This is a genomic window from Brevundimonas naejangsanensis DSM 23858, from assembly GCF_000421705.1.
Taxonomy (GTDB): Bacteria; Pseudomonadota; Alphaproteobacteria; order Caulobacterales; family Caulobacteraceae; genus Brevundimonas; species Brevundimonas naejangsanensis.
The window spans coordinates 87355-100915 of record NZ_ATXN01000007.1 but is presented as its reverse complement, the minus strand read 5'-3'; the positions used below and the strand labels follow the sequence as shown (position 1 = coordinate 100915).

The following is a 13561-nucleotide window of genomic DNA, read 5'->3' as shown; positions in this document are numbered from 1 at the left end:
ACGCCATGACCCGACTTTCCTCGCGGTATCTTCCCCTGATTGCTCTGACGGCGGGCGGATTAGCCCTGTCGGCCTGCGTCGGCGGCCCGGCGAGCCTGGGCGGCGAACCGCCGCTGACGCCCATGTCGCGCTATTCCCTCCAGGTCGAGGCGGGACTCGAGCGCATCGCTTTGGCGGTGCATGAGACGGGCGTCTCGGCCAATCAGCGCGCGGCCCTGGGCGATCTGGTCAACCGCTTCGCCATGGAGGGGGCGCCGGTCCTGGTCATCGAAGCCCCGTCCGGCGGCGACCCCGTGGCGGCCGAGGCGGCCTGGGGCGTCCGGGCGATCCTGCAACAGGCGGGGGTGCCGGAGAATCGCATCCAGGTCGCGGCCTATGTCGCGCCTGATCCGCGCGCGCCCGTGCTGGTCGGTTTCGAGACCGTCCGTGCGGTGGTGCCTCAGTGCGGAACGCAATGGGGCAATCTGGGCCGCAGCGGCGACAATCAGTCCGCCTCCAACTTCGGCTGCGCCGTCAACGCCAACCTGGCCGCCCAGATCGCCGATCCGCGCGATATCGTGGCGCCGCGCGGCATGACGCCGTCCGAGGCCGGGCGACGGGCGGTGGTGTTCGACGCCTATCGCAAGGGAACGGCGACCTCGGCGGCGCGTGAACCCCTGCTGTCGCAAATGCGCATCTCACAGGCCATTCAATGAGCAAGCTGGCCGATACCCATTCGAGCGGGTTCGACGCCCTGGACGGCTTTGATCTGGACGACGAGTTTCTGGATCTTGATGACGGTCGGCCCGTTCCGGCGCCGACGCCCACTCCCGCCGTCGCGCCGATGTCCGCCCGTGCTGAAGGCGCGTTCGTGGAGGCGGCGCCGCCCGCCGTTGCGACGCCTTCGGCCCTCAGCCCGGTGAGCGGGGCGGTGGAAGTCGCCATTCCGCGCATCGCGGTTCATATCTTCGCCGAGCGGCAGGACACGGCCGCCGCCGGCGAGCGCGCCGGTCAGGACCGCCGCATGGCCCGCGCCGCCACCCAGATCCGTCTGGGCGGGGTGCAGGCGGCCATCGAGGCCTATCAGAGCGAACCGACGCCGCCCCTGGTGATCGTCGAAAGCCTGAAGGACCCGCAGAGCCTGCTGGCCGAGATCGATCAACTGGCCCAGGTCTGCGATTCCGGCACCAAGGTCGTCATCATCGGCGCGGCCAACGACATCCTTCTTTATCGCGAACTGATGCGGCGCGGCGTCAGCGAGTATCTGGTGGCGCCGATCCAGCCGTTGCAACTGATCGCGGCGATCGGCGGCCTGTTTGCTGATCCGGCCCAGCCCTTCGTCGGTCGCACCATCGCCTTCGTCGGCGCGCGCGGGGGGGCCGGGGCCTCGGCCGTGGCGCACAACACCGCCTATGCGATGAGCGAGCGGATCGGCGTCAACACCGTCATCGTCGATTATGACCTGCCGTTCGGCACGGCGGGGCTGGACTTCAACCAGGATCCGCTGGGCGGGGTCGCCGACGCCCTGAAACAGCCTGAACGTCTGGACGCCACCCTGCTGGACCGGATGACGGTGCGCTGCACCGACAAGCTGAGCCTGTTCGCAGCGCCCGCCACCCTGGACGCCGACTGGGACTTCAGCCCCGACGTGTTCGAGGAAGTCACGGGGCGTATCCGCGCCACGGCGCCCTTCGTCGTTCTGGACCTGCCGCACCTGTGGTCGGGCTGGATGCGGCGAGCGCTGATTTCAGCGGACGAAGTGGTGGTGGTGGCGACGCCGGACCTGGCCTCGCTGCGCAACGCCAAGAACATGATCGACCTGATCAAACAGGGGCGACCCAACGACGCGCCGCCGCGTCTGGTGCTGAATCAGGTCGGCCTGCCGGGACGGCCCGAGATCCCCGTCAAGGATTTCGGCGCGGCGCTGGGCGTGCATCCCAGTCTGATCATCCCCTTCGACGCCAAGGTGTTCGGCACGGCGGCCAACAACGGCCAGATGATCATCGACTCGGCCGCCAAGACCAAACCGGCCGAGGCGTTCGAGACCCTGGCCCAGATCGTGTCTCATCGCGAACTGCCGACCGCTGGAAGCCAGACGCGGGCCAAGGTCGCAGCGGGCGGTTCGTCGCTGTTCGCCGGTCTGTTCAGCCGGAAGCGGGCCTAGGTGTTCGGCAAGCGGTCAGCCCCGGCGGCGGTTCAGGCGGCCCCGCGTCCGACGGTGGCGCCGGACCCCAGTCTGGCCGAGGCTGCGTCCCGGCGTCCGGCGCTGGATCCTGTCGACGGCTTTTCGCCTGAGGAACTGGACCCTCTGACGCCGACGACGCCCAGGCGTCCCGATCCGTTCGAGCACGCGCTGGGACAGTCGGATCAGTCGGCGCGTCCGGCGGCGGGCGGCGCCGGGCCGCGCGCCACCGCCGGCCTGGCTCAGCTCAAGAACGCTCAGGCCGTCGCCGAGATCGTGCGCGAGCAGAGCGATTATTATCACGCGACGAAGACGACCATCTTCAACGCCCTGATGAACACCATCGACCTGGCCCAGCTGGCGCAGCTGGATCAGAAGGCGGCGTCCGAGGAAATCCGCGACATCGTCGCCGAGCTGGTGGCGATCAAGAACGTCTCCATGTCGGTCGCCGAGCAGGAGCACCTGGTTCAGGACATCCTGAACGATGTGTTGGGTTATGGGCCGCTGGAGCCCCTTCTGGCGCGCGACGACATCGCCGACATCATGGTCAATGGCGCAGGACGCGTCTTCATCGAGGTCGGCGGCAAGGTGCAGCTGACCAACGTTCGCTTCCGCGACAACATCCAGCTTATGAACATCTGTCAGCGGATCGTGTCGCAGGTCGGCCGTCGCGTCGATGAAAGCTCGCCGATCTGCGACGCCCGTCTGCCCGACGGCAGCCGCGTCAACGTCATCGCCCCGCCGCTGGCCATCGACGGCCCAACGCTGACGATCCGGAAGTTCAAGAAGGACAAGCTGACGATGCGCAATCTGGTGGAGTACGCCTCCATCAGCCCCGAGGGCGCGCGCGTTCTCGGCGTTATCGGCGCGGCGCGATGCAACTTGGTCATTTCGGGGGGCACCGGCTCGGGCAAGACGACGCTGCTGAACACCCTGACGGCTTTCATCGACCCGACCGAGCGCGTCATCACCTGCGAAGACGCCGCCGAGCTGCAACTGCAGCAGCCGCACGTCGTGCGCCTGGAGACCCGCCCGCCGAATCTGGAAGGGCAGGGTCAGATCACCATGCGCGACCTGGTGAAGAACTGCCTGCGGATGCGCCCCGAACGCATCATCGTCGGCGAGGTGCGGGGTCCTGAGGCCTTCGACCTGCTGCAGGCCATGAACACGGGCCACGACGGCTCGATGGGCACGCTGCACGCCAACAGCCCGCGCGAGGCGATCAGCCGTCTGGAATCCATGATCACCATGGGCGGCTACGGCCTGCCGTCCAAGACCATCCGCGAGATGATCGTCGGCTCGATCGACGTCATCGTTCAGGCCGCGCGCCTTCGCGACGGCAGTCGCCGGATCACCCACATCACCGAGGTGGTGGGGCTGGAGGGCGACGTGATCGTCACCCAGGACCTGTTCGTCTACGACATCACCGGCGAGGACGCGCACGGCAAGATCACCGGGCGCCACCGCTCGACCGGCATCGCCCGCCCGCGCTTCTGGGATCGCGCCCGCTATTACGGTCTGGAGCGCGAGCTGGCCGAGGCCCTGGACGCGGCGGAGTAGGGCGGATGCTGCTTCCTGTGCTTGCGGCGGTTCTGGCCTTCATCACCATCGGCGGCGTCGGCTGGGTGCTGGTGGGCGGCGACGATTCCTCGGGTCAGGCGGTCAAGCGCGCCAAGGTTCTGGCGACCAGCCGCACCGAGTCGGTGGCGGCGGCCAAGCGGGCGGCGGCGGCCAATACGCCCGAGGCCCGACGCAAGCAGATCATGGTCCAGTTGCGCGAGGTCGACCGCCGCGAGCGCAAGGCGCGCATGACCACCAGCGCCAAGCTGAAACAGGCGGGGCTTGAACTGTCGCTGCGGACCTTCGTCATCATCAGCGTGGCGATGGGGCTGATCGGCGCCCTTCTGGCCTTTGTCCTGGGCGGCAACATCCTGATCGTGCTGGGCGTCGGGATCGCCATGGGGCTGGGCCTGCCGCGCTGGGTCGTGAACATGAAGGCCAAGGCGCGGATGAAGAAATTCGCCCTGGCCTTTCCCGATGCGGTCGACGTGCTGGTGCGCGGCATCAAGACCGGCCTGCCCGTCCATGACTGCTTCAAGGTCATTGCCCGCGAAAGCCCTGAGCCTCTGGCGGGCGAGTTCCGCCTTCTGGTCGAGGGGATGGGCGTGGGGCTGACGCTCGCCGACGCCCTGGACAAGATGTACACGCGGATGCCGACGCCGGAGCTGAAGTTCTTCGCCATCGTCATCGCCATCCAGCAGAAGTCGGGCGGCAACCTGGCTGAGGCCCTGAGCAACCTGACCTCTGTGCTGCGCGCCCGGCGGATGATGGGCGAGAAGATCAAGGCCATGTCGTCCGAAGCCGTGGCTTCGGCGGCCATCATCGGCTCCCTGCCGCCGGCGGTCATGATCATGGTGACCCTGACCAGCCCCAGCTACATGATGCTGCTGTTCACCGACGTGCGCGGCCACGTGATGCTGCTGGGCGCCGTCCTGTGGATGGCGACCGGCGTCTTCGTGATGAAGCGCATGATCAACTTCAAGTTCTGAGGAAGGGGCCAGGACCGTGAACGCCTTCATGCGCTTCATCACCGATCCGCAGAACCTGCTGAGCATCGGCGTAGGCGTGGCCGTCTTCGCCAGCGTCCTGACCCTGCTGTCGTCCTTCGTCGGCGGCGGCCCTCGGCTGGACAAGCGAATGAAGGCGGTGGCCGAACGCCGCGAGGAGCTGCGCCGTCGCTCGCGTCAGGCCCTGCGGGGCGGCGGGGGCGAGACGGGCGGCGGGCTGCGCCGCACCGACGACAGTTTCCGCAGCCGGGTGGTGGCGCGGCTGAATCTGGTCAAGCTGCTGGAAGACCCCAAGGTCGCCGAAAACATGACCCAGGCCGGCTTTCGCGGGCCGGGGCCGGTGAACACCTTCTACTTCTTCCGCTTCGCCCTGCCGTTCATCCTGATGGCGTTGACAGCCTTCTATCTGTTTGTGGTGATCAAGCCGGACCTGCCGGGCTTCACCCTGTTTTCCTTCGTGATCCTGGCGGCGGGCGTCGGCTTCTATGCGCCGAACGTCTATCTGAAGAACCTGATCGACAAGCGGCGTCAGTCGATCGTCGCGGCCTTTCCCGACTCGCTGGACCTGCTGCTGATCTGCGTCGAATCCGGCATGTCCATCGAGGCGGCGATCCAGAAGGTCAGTCAGGAGGTCGGCGGCCAGTCGATCGAACTGGCCGAAGAGCTTTCCCTTCTGTCCGCCGAGCTGAGCTATCTGCCGGAACGGCGCCTGGCCTATGAAGGCATGGCCAAGCGGACGCAGCATCCGGGCATCCGCGCCGTGGCGACAGCCATGACCCAGGCCGAGACCTACGGCACGCCTCTGGGCAGCGCCCTGCGGGTGATGGCCAAGGAAAACCGCGACCTGCGTCTGGCCGCCGCCGAGAAGAAGGCGGCCGCGCTTCCGGCCAAGCTGACCGTGCCGATGATCCTGTTCTTCCTGCCGGTTCTGTTCGTCGTCATCCTGGGACCGGCGATCATCAACATCACCGATACGATCAAGGGCGGCTGACGGCTGACAGGGGGAGACGTCAGCCCTGTTCGGCGACCTGTTTCAGCTTCTCGCTGATGGCCTCATAGGCCGGACGGATGCGGCCGCGATGCTTGTCGTGGAACAGTTCGGCCCGCAGCCCGGTGAAGACCATGCCGTGCGAGACGATGCAGGCGCCGCGATCCAACTCCTCGATCTCATAGTAGCGCAGGGTGCGGAACAGAAAGGCGCGGCGCTCGACCCAGACCAGCTGGGCGTTCGGCTCCCACTCGCCCAGATGCGCCTGCACCTGGCGTTCGCCCAGATCCGGCAGCCGCTCGGTCAGGCTGATCGGCGCGCCATAGCCCAGGGCGCCCTGAACCTCGACCTCATGGGGATTCCAGCGCTCCCAGCCGGAGAAGTCCGTCAGCACGTCCCAGAGGCGTTCAGCCGTGGCGCGCACGCCGATGCGGTGTTCGATGCGGATCGTTTCCATGCGCTCCCTGTGACATGGCTTTTTCGGTTTAGGAAGATGGTGCGGGCCTGAGCTTTCAGTCGAAGCGGCGTTTGTCCTTGGAGCGGCGCCGCCGTCGCGTTAAGGCCGAGGGCGAAGCAAGGAGCCGTCATGATCGCCCGCATCCAGCCCGAACGTCGCATGAGCCAGGCCGTGATCCACGGCGACACCATCTATCTGGCCGGTCAGGTCGGCGAGCCGGGCGAGGACGTCGTCGCCCAGACGCGCACCGCCCTGGCGGAGGTCGACGCCCTTCTGGCCGAGTGCGGCAGCGACAAGTCCAAGATCCTGTCGGCCCAGGTCTGGCTGGCCGACATCGCCGACTTCGCGGCGATGAACAGCGTGTGGGACGCCTGGGTCGATGCGGCCAATCTGCCCGCCCGCGCCACCTGCGAGGCGAAGCTGGCCACGCCCGACTATCGGGTCGAGGTCGTCGTCGTGGCGGCGCGCTGACATGGCGCGCGTCATCTCGAACGAGAGCGAGTTGGAACGGTTCAAAGCGACCCGAGTAACCGCCCTGTACCGCCTCGATCTGATCGAGAAGGGGGCGCAGCTGACCTATGAGGACGGCACGCCGGTCGACATGGCGTCCGAGGCGCAGCGCCTCAAAGATCAGGTCGCCGACATGGACCGCCGCATCGCCCGGCTGGAAGCGGCAGGCGAGGCGTGAGCCTGGACAGCGTCCGCGCCTTCTTTGCGGAAACGGCGCCGGACATCGCCATTATCGAGCTGGAGGTCAGCACCGCCACCGTGGCCGAGGCGGCGGCCGCTCATGGCGTCGAGCCGGGACAGATCGCCAAGACGCTGTCGTTGCGTGCGGGCGACCGCATCGTGCTGTTGGTGACGACGGGCGACGCCCGGCTGGACAACGCCAAGGCCAAGGCGGCCTTCGGCGGCAAGGTCAGGATGCTGGACCTGGCCGAGGTCGAGGGCGTGACCGGCCATCCGGTCGGCGGGGTCTGCCCCTTCGGTCTGGCGACGCCCCTGCCGGTCTATTGCGATGCGTCGTTGAAGGCCTGGGACGTGGTGATCCCGGCGGCCGGGGCCATCCACTCGGCCGTCCGCATCAGCCCTGAACGCATGGCCGAGCTGACAGGCGCGCAATGGGTCGACGCCTGCCGCTGAGCCTGATCAGGCGGCCAGTCGTTCCAGCACCGTGATGATGACGCGCTCATAGGCGTCGGTCAGGGCGCGCAGTTCGGCCTCGGGCACGCGCTCGTCGACCTGGTGCATGGTCTGGCCGACCAGGCCCAGCTCCAGCACCGGGCACAGGGCGCGGATGAAGCGGGCGTCCGAGGTGCCGCCGGTGGTCGAGGCTTCGGGGCGGCGGCCCAAAACAGCCTCGACCGCGTCCTGCACGGCGCTGATGAAGACGCCGGGTTCGGTCAGGAAGGCCTCGCCCGAGCACATGTGCTCCAGCTCGATCCGCAGACCCGTTTCGGCCTGAAGCATGCCCGCCTCGCGGTTCAGCCAGTCGATCAGGCCGTCGCCGGTGTGGGTCGGGTTGAAGCGGATGTTCAGCCGCGCCCTGGCCTCGGCCGGGATGATGTTGGTCGCTGGATTGCCCACGTCGATGGTGGTGACTTCGAGATTCGACGGCGGGAACTCGGGGTAGCCATCGTCCAGCACATGGGCGTCCAGCCGGGCCAGCAGGCGAGCGATGACCGGGGCCGGATTGGCGGCGCGATCGGGATAGGCGACGTGGCCCTGTTTGCCGTGGACGGTGATCCAGGTGTTCAGCGAGCCGCGCCGTCCGACCTTGATCATGTCGCCCAGATGGTGGGCCGAGGAGGGTTCTCCGACCACGCAGGCGTCGATGACCTCGCCCTCGGCGGCCAGGGTCTGGACCACCCGTTTGGTGCCGTGCAGGGCCGGGCCTTCCTCGTCGCCGGTGATCAGGAAGGACAGGGAGCCTTCGACCTCGCCTTCCGCCAGCACGCGCGAGACGGCGGCGACCCAGGCGGCGATGCCGCCCTTCATGTCCACGGCGCCTCGCCCATAGAGGACGCCGTCGCGGGTCTCGCCCTCGAACGGACCGGCGCTCCAGGCCTTCAGGTCGCCGATCGGCACCACGTCGGTGTGACCCGCGAAACAGAGGTTGGGCGAGGCCGTCCCGCGCCGGGCGTAGAGGTTCTCGATCCGGGCGTCATGGCCCACGCCGGTCGGCCCCTCGAACACCATGCGGCGGCAGGCGAAGCCCAGGCCGGTCAGGGCGCGCTCCAGCACGTCCATCGCCCCTTCGTCGGCGGGGGTGACGGAGGGGATGCGGATCAGGTCGCGGGTCAGGTCGACAGGATCAATGACGGAATGTGATGCGGCGCTCATGCCGCTATGCTTTAGGCATATCGCGCACCCGCGAGAAGGCCCGACGGCCGCGACAGCGCTCCCTTGTTTGAAGACGCCCCACGACCGTGACGACCGAAAGCATCGACACCGCCCCGACGGTTCCGCCTCAGCCGCCTCTGCCGCCTGGACCCCCGCCCGGTTCCTCTCATGACGACGGGCCGTCCAGTCCGTGGGGCATTCGCGACTTTCGTCTGTTGTGGCTGGGGCGGATGGTGGCGGTCCTGGGCATTCAGATCCAGTCCTCGGCCCTGCTGTGGCAGGTCTATGAGATCGCCCGGCGCGACCATCCGATCGAGGAGGCCAGCCTCTATCTGGGGCTGGTGGGCCTGTGCCAGTTCCTGCCGCTGCTGGCCTTCACCCTGCCGGCCGGGGCGATGGCCGACCGGCGCGACCGCAAGCATACCGTCACCCTGTCGATCATCGTCGAGGGGATGTGCGCGGGTGCCTTCCTGATGATGGCGCTGCACGGATCGCCGCCTCTGTGGGGCCTGTTGGCGGTCGCCGCCGTCTTCGGCGCGGCGCGCGCTTTCCTTGCTCCGGCCAGCCAGGCCTTCCTGCCGATGGTGGTGGGTCGCAAGGCCCTGCCGCCCGCTATCGCCGCCCAGTCCATCGCGTTCCAGACCGGCGCCATTGCGGGGCCAGCGCTGGGCGGGGTCATCGTCGGCGTGAACGTGCCGCTGGCCTACGCCTCGGCGATGGCGCTGTTTCTGGCAGCAATCGCCTGCTTCATCTTGATCCGCACCAAGGGCAAGCCTCAGGTCGATCCGTCCAAGCTGGGCCCGGTGCAGCAGGTCCGCGAAGGCTTGGCCTATGTGTGGAAGACCAAGATCGTGCTGGGCGCCATTTCGCTGGATCTGGTCGTCGTCCTGCTGGCCGGGGTGGCGCTGCTGACGCCGATCTTCGCGCGCGACATCCTGCATGTCGGGGCCATCGGTTTCGGCCTGCTGCGGGCCTCGTTCGGGGTGGGGGCGCTGATCATGGCCTTATATCTCAGCCGCTTCCCCATCGTGCGACACGGCGGGCGCTGGATGTTCGGGGCGGTGGCCGTGTTCGGCGTCTGCACCCTGATCTTCGGCCTGTCCAAGAGCGTCTGGCTGTCAGGGGCTGTGCTGTTCCTGGGCGGGGCGGCTGACATGATCAGCGTCAACATCCGCCAGACCCTGATCCAGCTGGCCACGCCCGATCACATGCGCGGGCGGGTGTCGTCGGTGTCCATGCTGTTCATCGGCGCGTCCAATGAACTGGGCGAGGCCTATTCTGGCGTCATGGTGCGCCTGCTCGGACCGATCGGCGCGGCGGTGTTCGGTGGTTTCGGGGCGCTGGCCGCGACGGGTGTCTGGGCCAAGGTCTTTCCTGATCTGAGGAAGGCGAACAAGCTGACCTAGAACCGCAAGAAAAAGGCCCCGTGATCCTCTGATCTCGGGGCCTCCATGTCTCTGGCGGTCACCCCCAGGGGCGGAAGTGTTTCGACAGCTTGAGCCCCTGGCTCTGGTAGTGGCTGCCGCCTTCGCCATAGAGGCGCGACGGGCGTTCCGTCAGCGGCTCATAGACCAGTCGGGCGACGATCTGGCCGTGTTCCAGCAGGAAGGGGGTGTCGTGGGTGCGGACCTCCAGCACGCCCTTTGAGCCCGCGCCATGCGCCTCGTCCGTGCCGAAGCCGGGGTCGAAGAAGCCGGCGTAGTGGACGCGGAACTCGCCGACCGAGGGGTCGATCGGGGTCATCTCGGCGGCCTGATCGACGGGGATCTCCACATCGTCCGACGAGGCCAGGATGTAGAACTCGCCCGGATCCAGCAGCAGCTCGCCCCGGCGCAGGGTCAGAGGCTCCCAGAAGTCGCGCGGGTCGTGGCCGTCGATGTGGTCCATGTTGACGACGCCCGCGTGGCGGCGGCCGCGATAGCCGACGACGCCGTTGTCGCCCGCGCGCAGGTCGACGCCGACGCTGCGGGTCTCCAGCTTGGGCGGCTCGCCTGCCTTGAGGCGCAATTGGTTCAGGCGGGTGCCCGGCTTGACCAGGATGGAGAATGTCTGAGGGGCGATCTCGAGATAGAGGGGGCCGTCATAGCCCTCGTCCACGTCGTCGAAGCTGCCGCCCTGATCGGTCAGCAGGCGCACGAAGACATCGACGCGTCCGGTCGAGCTCTTGGGATTGGCGCGGGCGTTCAGGCCGCGCGGCAGGTGCAGACGCTCCTGCAGGCGGGCGATGTAGACGCAGCCCTTCTCCATCACATAACCGCTGTCGGGCAGGTCGATGGCGTGCATGGCGACATCGGCGATGCGTTCCTCGACCTTGCGCTGGCCGGGCAGGAAGGAAGCGCGCACTCGCCAGGCCTGGTCAGACAGGCGCAGGTCCAGACTGGCGGGCTGGACCTGATCGACGTCGAAGGGGGTGTCGGCAGCGATGGCGCCGATCGCGATCAGGGTCTCAATACCCTGGAAGGGAAGGATGCCGGGCTGGTCGGGAATCTGAAAGCTGGTCATGCCGTCCTGTTCTCACATGGATTTTCCCGTCTGTGTAGCTTGTCGGCGACGACAGACGCTTGAACCCCGCGCACGGCGGGCTGCATATAGCGCATGCACTCCGCTCCTGCCTACTCCGCCGAGACCGAAGGCGTCGTCGTTCGCGTCCGCCCCTCCTATCTGGCGGGCCAGTCGGACCCGGCCGAGGGGCGCTGGGTCTGGGCCTATCAGGTCGAGATCGTCAATCTGAGCGGCGGCCCGGTGCAACTGGTGGCCCGGCGCTGGACCATCACCGACGCGCTGGGCCGGGTCGAAGAGGTGCGCGGTCAAGGCGTGGTCGGCGAACAGCCGGTGATCGAGCCGGGCGACAGCTACGCCTATGCTTCGGGTTGTCCGCTGACGACGCCATCCGGCTCTATGGTCGGCGCCTATTTCATGCAGGACGCAGAGGGGCGGATGTTTGAGGCCGCCATTCCCGCTTTCAGTCTCGACGTGCCCGATGCGCGAAGGGTGCTGAACTAGAGCGAGGGGCGCGGCAGGGGCGCCTAACTCGGCCCTCAAGCAGCGCGAAGCGCGGTAGGGCGCTATCAAGCCCTCAAGCAGCGCGAAGCGCGGTAGGGTCAAATAAAAAACCCCTTGCCAGAGCCGAGGGGGATGGGACTGCGTCAACCCGGAGAACCGCAGTCCCGCCCCGGAGCCCGCAGGAAACCGGCGGGGCGGACGGCGGCCCCTCTAGGGGGCGTTCGTGTCGGCCGTGGGGCCGAAAGGCGACGACGCGGCGGCTGCTCAAGTAGCGAACCGCCGCGTGGCGAGCGGTAGCAGGCCTTAAAGCTCAAGCAGCGAGCGACCGCGTCGCCGCGTAGCGAACTCCCTGCTCAAGCAGTGAGCCGCCGCGCGGCGAGCGATAGCAGATCTAGATGTACCTGCGCAGGCTGCGGGCCAGGTCGGAGGAGGCGTCCTTGCTGGCGCTCTTGCGGACCTGGGGCTGGTAGGCGACGCGGGCGTGTTCGACGCAATAGACGCCTTCCGAGGCGCGACGGCCGCAGAAGCTGAAGTCGCTGGTCGACGGGTCGCCGATCGGCCATTTGCACATGTGTGCGCCCAGGGTCAGCACGGTGGCGGTGCCCGGCAGTTCCGGCGCGGGGGCCGGGGCGGGCGACTGCGGCGCGGCGGCGGCGATCGGGCGCGGGGCGACGGCCTCGATGCGGCGCGGGGCCGACGGGGCCTGCACCGGCGCGGCCGGGGCGGCGGCGCGGGGACGGGCGGGGCGGAAGGTCGTGCGCGCGGGCTGCGAGGGGGCGGCCCGGCCCGACAGGCCCAGGCGGTGCACCTTGCCGATCACGGCGTTGCGGGTCACGCCGCCGCCCAAAGCCTTGGCGATCTGGCTCGCTGACTGGCCTTCCAGCCACAGCTTCTTCAGCGCGCCGACGCGGTCTTCGGTCCAACCTGGGTTCATGTCGTCCTCCTGCGGAGACGTCAGATTCAATATCTTGTGTCGGAGTCCGAATTTCGGCCCCTCATCACGCCTCTAATCGTAAATCACCTCTTAAAACACGCAATATGTGGGAATTCACCTGTCCACAGAAACTATATGTAGTATGGTTAATGTCCCGATTTGAATCAGTTTCTTGGCCTTCATCCACAGGGCGGGCGCCTTGCGAAACGGCCTCGCCTGTCGCATCTGAGGCCGCATGACGCACCTGACCGCCGGTTCCGACGCCCCTCATGGCCTCCCCCAGCCCCGCCGCTACGACGGGATCAACTGGGTGGGCTTGCGCACCCTCTACCTGAAGGAGGTCCGTCGTTTCTGGAAGGTGGGCGCCCAGACGGTGGCGGCGCCGGTGGTGACGACCCTGCTCTACATGATGGTCTTCGTGGTGGCGCTGAAGGGCGCCCGGCCGCCGCTGCACGGCACGCCCTTCGCCGAGTTCGTCGCGCCGGGCCTGATCATGATGGCCATCCTTCAGAACGCCTTCGCCAACGCCTCGTCCAGCCTGATTCAGGCCAAGATCATGGGCACGGCGACCGACTTCCTGACCCCGCCGCTCAGCCCGCTGGAACTGACCATCGGCTTCACCCTTGGGGCGGCGACGCGCGGGGTGGCGGTCGGCCTGGTGACGGCGATCTGCGTCATGCCGTTTGCCAAGCTGGGTCTGGCCAACATCGCCCTGATCGTCTGGTTCGGCCTGATCGCCTCCCTGCTGATGGGCATGATGGGGGTGCTGGCGGGTCTGTGGTCGGAGAAGTTCGACCATCTGTCGGCGGTGCAGAACTTCGTGGTCATGCCGATGACCTTCCTGTCGGGCACCTTCTACCTGATCGACAGCCTGCCTGAGCCCTTCGCCAGCATTAGCAAGTTCAACCCCTTCTTCTACCTGATCGACGGCTTCAGGGCGGGGTTCATCGGCCACGCGGAAGGCAGTCTGATGGTCGGCGTGGTCATGAGCGCCGTGCTGACCGTGGTCATGGGCGCGGCCTGTTGGCTGGTGTTCCGTTCGGGCTGGCGGCTGAAGAGCTGACGTTTTAAGCAGGGCGTTCAGCGCGAGGCGAGGGGCTTCGCGAAA

15 protein-coding genes are annotated in these 13561 nt (G+C 67.6%); 11 read left to right on the top strand and 4 right to left on the bottom strand.

Translation table 11 applies throughout. The features are described from left to right. Window positions 1-5: 5 nt before the first annotated feature. The 5 genes from H556_RS0113715 to H556_RS0113695 are packed head-to-tail and all read left to right on the top strand — an operon-like array spanning window position 6 to window position 5719. Complete coding sequence (locus H556_RS0113715) at window positions 6-695, top strand: CpaD family pilus assembly protein (protein WP_024354989.1); 690 nt, start codon at window positions 6-8, stop codon at window positions 693-695. Further along, the gene (locus tag H556_RS0113710) at window positions 692-2143 is read left to right on the top strand and encodes a CpaE/TadZ family protein (protein WP_024354988.1); all 1452 of its coding nucleotides are present in this window, start codon (window positions 692-694) and stop codon (window positions 2141-2143) included. The genes H556_RS0113715 and H556_RS0113710 overlap by 4 nt, the downstream gene beginning before the upstream one ends. Beyond that, window positions 2144-3721 carry a TadA family conjugal transfer-associated ATPase gene (locus tag H556_RS0113705; protein WP_024354987.1) on the top strand — a complete coding sequence of 526 codons (1578 nt, stop codon included), beginning with the start codon at window positions 2144-2146 and terminating at the stop codon, window positions 3719-3721. 5 nt (window positions 3722-3726) lie between these two features. After that, window positions 3727-4710, top strand: coding sequence for a type II secretion system F family protein (locus tag H556_RS0113700; protein ID WP_081650962.1), 984 nt, complete (start codon window positions 3727-3729; stop codon window positions 4708-4710). 16 nt (window positions 4711-4726) lie between these two features. Further along, window positions 4727-5719, top strand: coding sequence for a type II secretion system F family protein (locus H556_RS0113695; protein WP_024354985.1), 993 nt, complete (start codon window positions 4727-4729; stop codon window positions 5717-5719). Between the two features lie 19 nt (window positions 5720-5738). Here the strand turns inward: H556_RS0113695 and H556_RS0113690 are convergent, their stop codons facing one another. Then, entirely contained in the window at window positions 5739-6173 is a 435-nt protein-coding gene (locus H556_RS0113690) for an SRPBCC family protein (protein ID WP_024354984.1), read from the bottom strand. Between the two features lie 129 nt (window positions 6174-6302). On the opposite strand from H556_RS0113690, the gene H556_RS0113685 reads away from it, so the two are divergent. From H556_RS0113685 to H556_RS0113675, 3 genes are read left to right on the top strand one after another with little or no spacing between them, the layout of a single operon-like run. Beyond that, the gene (locus H556_RS0113685; RefSeq protein ID WP_024354983.1) at window positions 6303-6644 is read left to right on the top strand and encodes a RidA family protein; all 342 of its coding nucleotides are present in this window, start codon (window positions 6303-6305) and stop codon (window positions 6642-6644) included. Window position 6645: 1 nt separating this feature from the next. Next, a complete protein-coding gene (locus H556_RS0113680; protein WP_024354982.1) occupies window positions 6646-6861 on the top strand; it encodes a hypothetical protein in 216 nt (71 codons plus the stop codon). Then, entirely contained in the window at window positions 6858-7316 is a 459-nt protein-coding gene (locus H556_RS0113675) for a YbaK/EbsC family protein (protein WP_024354981.1), read from the top strand. The genes H556_RS0113680 and H556_RS0113675 overlap by 4 nt, the downstream gene beginning before the upstream one ends. 6 nt (window positions 7317-7322) lie before the next feature. On the opposite strand, the gene dapE is transcribed toward H556_RS0113675, so the two are convergent. Continuing rightward, entirely contained in the window at window positions 7323-8516 is a 1194-nt protein-coding gene (gene dapE / locus H556_RS0113670) for a succinyl-diaminopimelate desuccinylase (protein WP_024354980.1), read from the bottom strand. Window positions 8517-8653: 137 nt separating this feature from the next. Between dapE and H556_RS0113665 the strand changes: the two genes are divergently transcribed. Then, window positions 8654-9922 (top strand): MFS transporter, encoded by a 1269-nt coding sequence (locus H556_RS0113665; protein ID WP_029673666.1) that lies wholly within the window; start codon window positions 8654-8656, stop codon window positions 9920-9922. Window positions 9923-9980: 58 nt separating this feature from the next. On the opposite strand, the gene H556_RS0113660 is transcribed toward H556_RS0113665, so the two are convergent. Next, window positions 9981-11018 carry a 2'-deoxycytidine 5'-triphosphate deaminase gene (locus tag H556_RS0113660; protein ID WP_024354978.1) on the bottom strand — a complete coding sequence of 346 codons (1038 nt, stop codon included), beginning with the start codon at window positions 11016-11018 and terminating at the stop codon, window positions 9981-9983. A 93-nt stretch (window positions 11019-11111) separates the two neighbouring features. Here H556_RS0113660 and apaG point away from each other — a divergent pair, with 93 nt between their 5' ends. After that, window positions 11112-11519 (top strand): Co2+/Mg2+ efflux protein ApaG, encoded by a 408-nt coding sequence (gene apaG / locus H556_RS0113655; RefSeq protein WP_024354977.1) that lies wholly within the window; start codon window positions 11112-11114, stop codon window positions 11517-11519. A gap of 391 nt (window positions 11520-11910) precedes the next feature. On the opposite strand, the gene gcrA is transcribed toward apaG, so the two are convergent. Further along, window positions 11911-12453 (bottom strand): cell cycle sigma 70 cofactor GcrA, encoded by a 543-nt coding sequence (gene gcrA / locus H556_RS0113650; RefSeq protein WP_024354976.1) that lies wholly within the window; start codon window positions 12451-12453, stop codon window positions 11911-11913. Between the two features lie 235 nt (window positions 12454-12688). Here gcrA and H556_RS0113645 point away from each other — a divergent pair, with 235 nt between their 5' ends. After that, on the top strand, window positions 12689-13516 hold the full coding sequence (locus H556_RS0113645; RefSeq protein ID WP_024354975.1) for an ABC transporter permease: 828 nt from the start codon (window positions 12689-12691) through the stop codon (window positions 13514-13516). Window positions 13517-13561 lie beyond the last annotated feature (45 nt).

Coding starts and splice junctions, on each gene's coding strand:
- H556_RS0113715 (WP_024354989.1), top strand. CDS start 6: ATGACCCGACTTTCCTCGCGGTATCTTCCCCTGATTGCTCTGACGGCG.
- H556_RS0113710 (WP_024354988.1), top strand. CDS start 692: ATGAGCAAGCTGGCCGATACCCATTCGAGCGGGTTCGACGCCCTGGAC.
- H556_RS0113700 (WP_081650962.1), top strand. CDS start 3,727: ATGCTGCTTCCTGTGCTTGCGGCGGTTCTGGCCTTCATCACCATCGGC.
- H556_RS0113690 (WP_024354984.1), bottom strand. CDS start 6,173: ATGGAAACGATCCGCATCGAACACCGCATCGGCGTGCGCGCCACGGCT.
- H556_RS0113685 (WP_024354983.1), top strand. CDS start 6,303: ATGATCGCCCGCATCCAGCCCGAACGTCGCATGAGCCAGGCCGTGATC.
- H556_RS0113680 (WP_024354982.1), top strand. CDS start 6,646: ATGGCGCGCGTCATCTCGAACGAGAGCGAGTTGGAACGGTTCAAAGCG.
- dapE (WP_024354980.1), bottom strand. CDS start 8,516: ATGAGCGCCGCATCACATTCCGTCATTGATCCTGTCGACCTGACCCGC.
- H556_RS0113660 (WP_024354978.1), bottom strand. CDS start 11,018: ATGACCAGCTTTCAGATTCCCGACCAGCCCGGCATCCTTCCCTTCCAG.
- apaG (WP_024354977.1), top strand. CDS start 11,112: ATGCACTCCGCTCCTGCCTACTCCGCCGAGACCGAAGGCGTCGTCGTT.
- gcrA (WP_024354976.1), bottom strand. CDS start 12,453: ATGAACCCAGGTTGGACCGAAGACCGCGTCGGCGCGCTGAAGAAGCTG.
- H556_RS0113645 (WP_024354975.1), top strand. CDS start 12,689: ATGACGCACCTGACCGCCGGTTCCGACGCCCCTCATGGCCTCCCCCAG.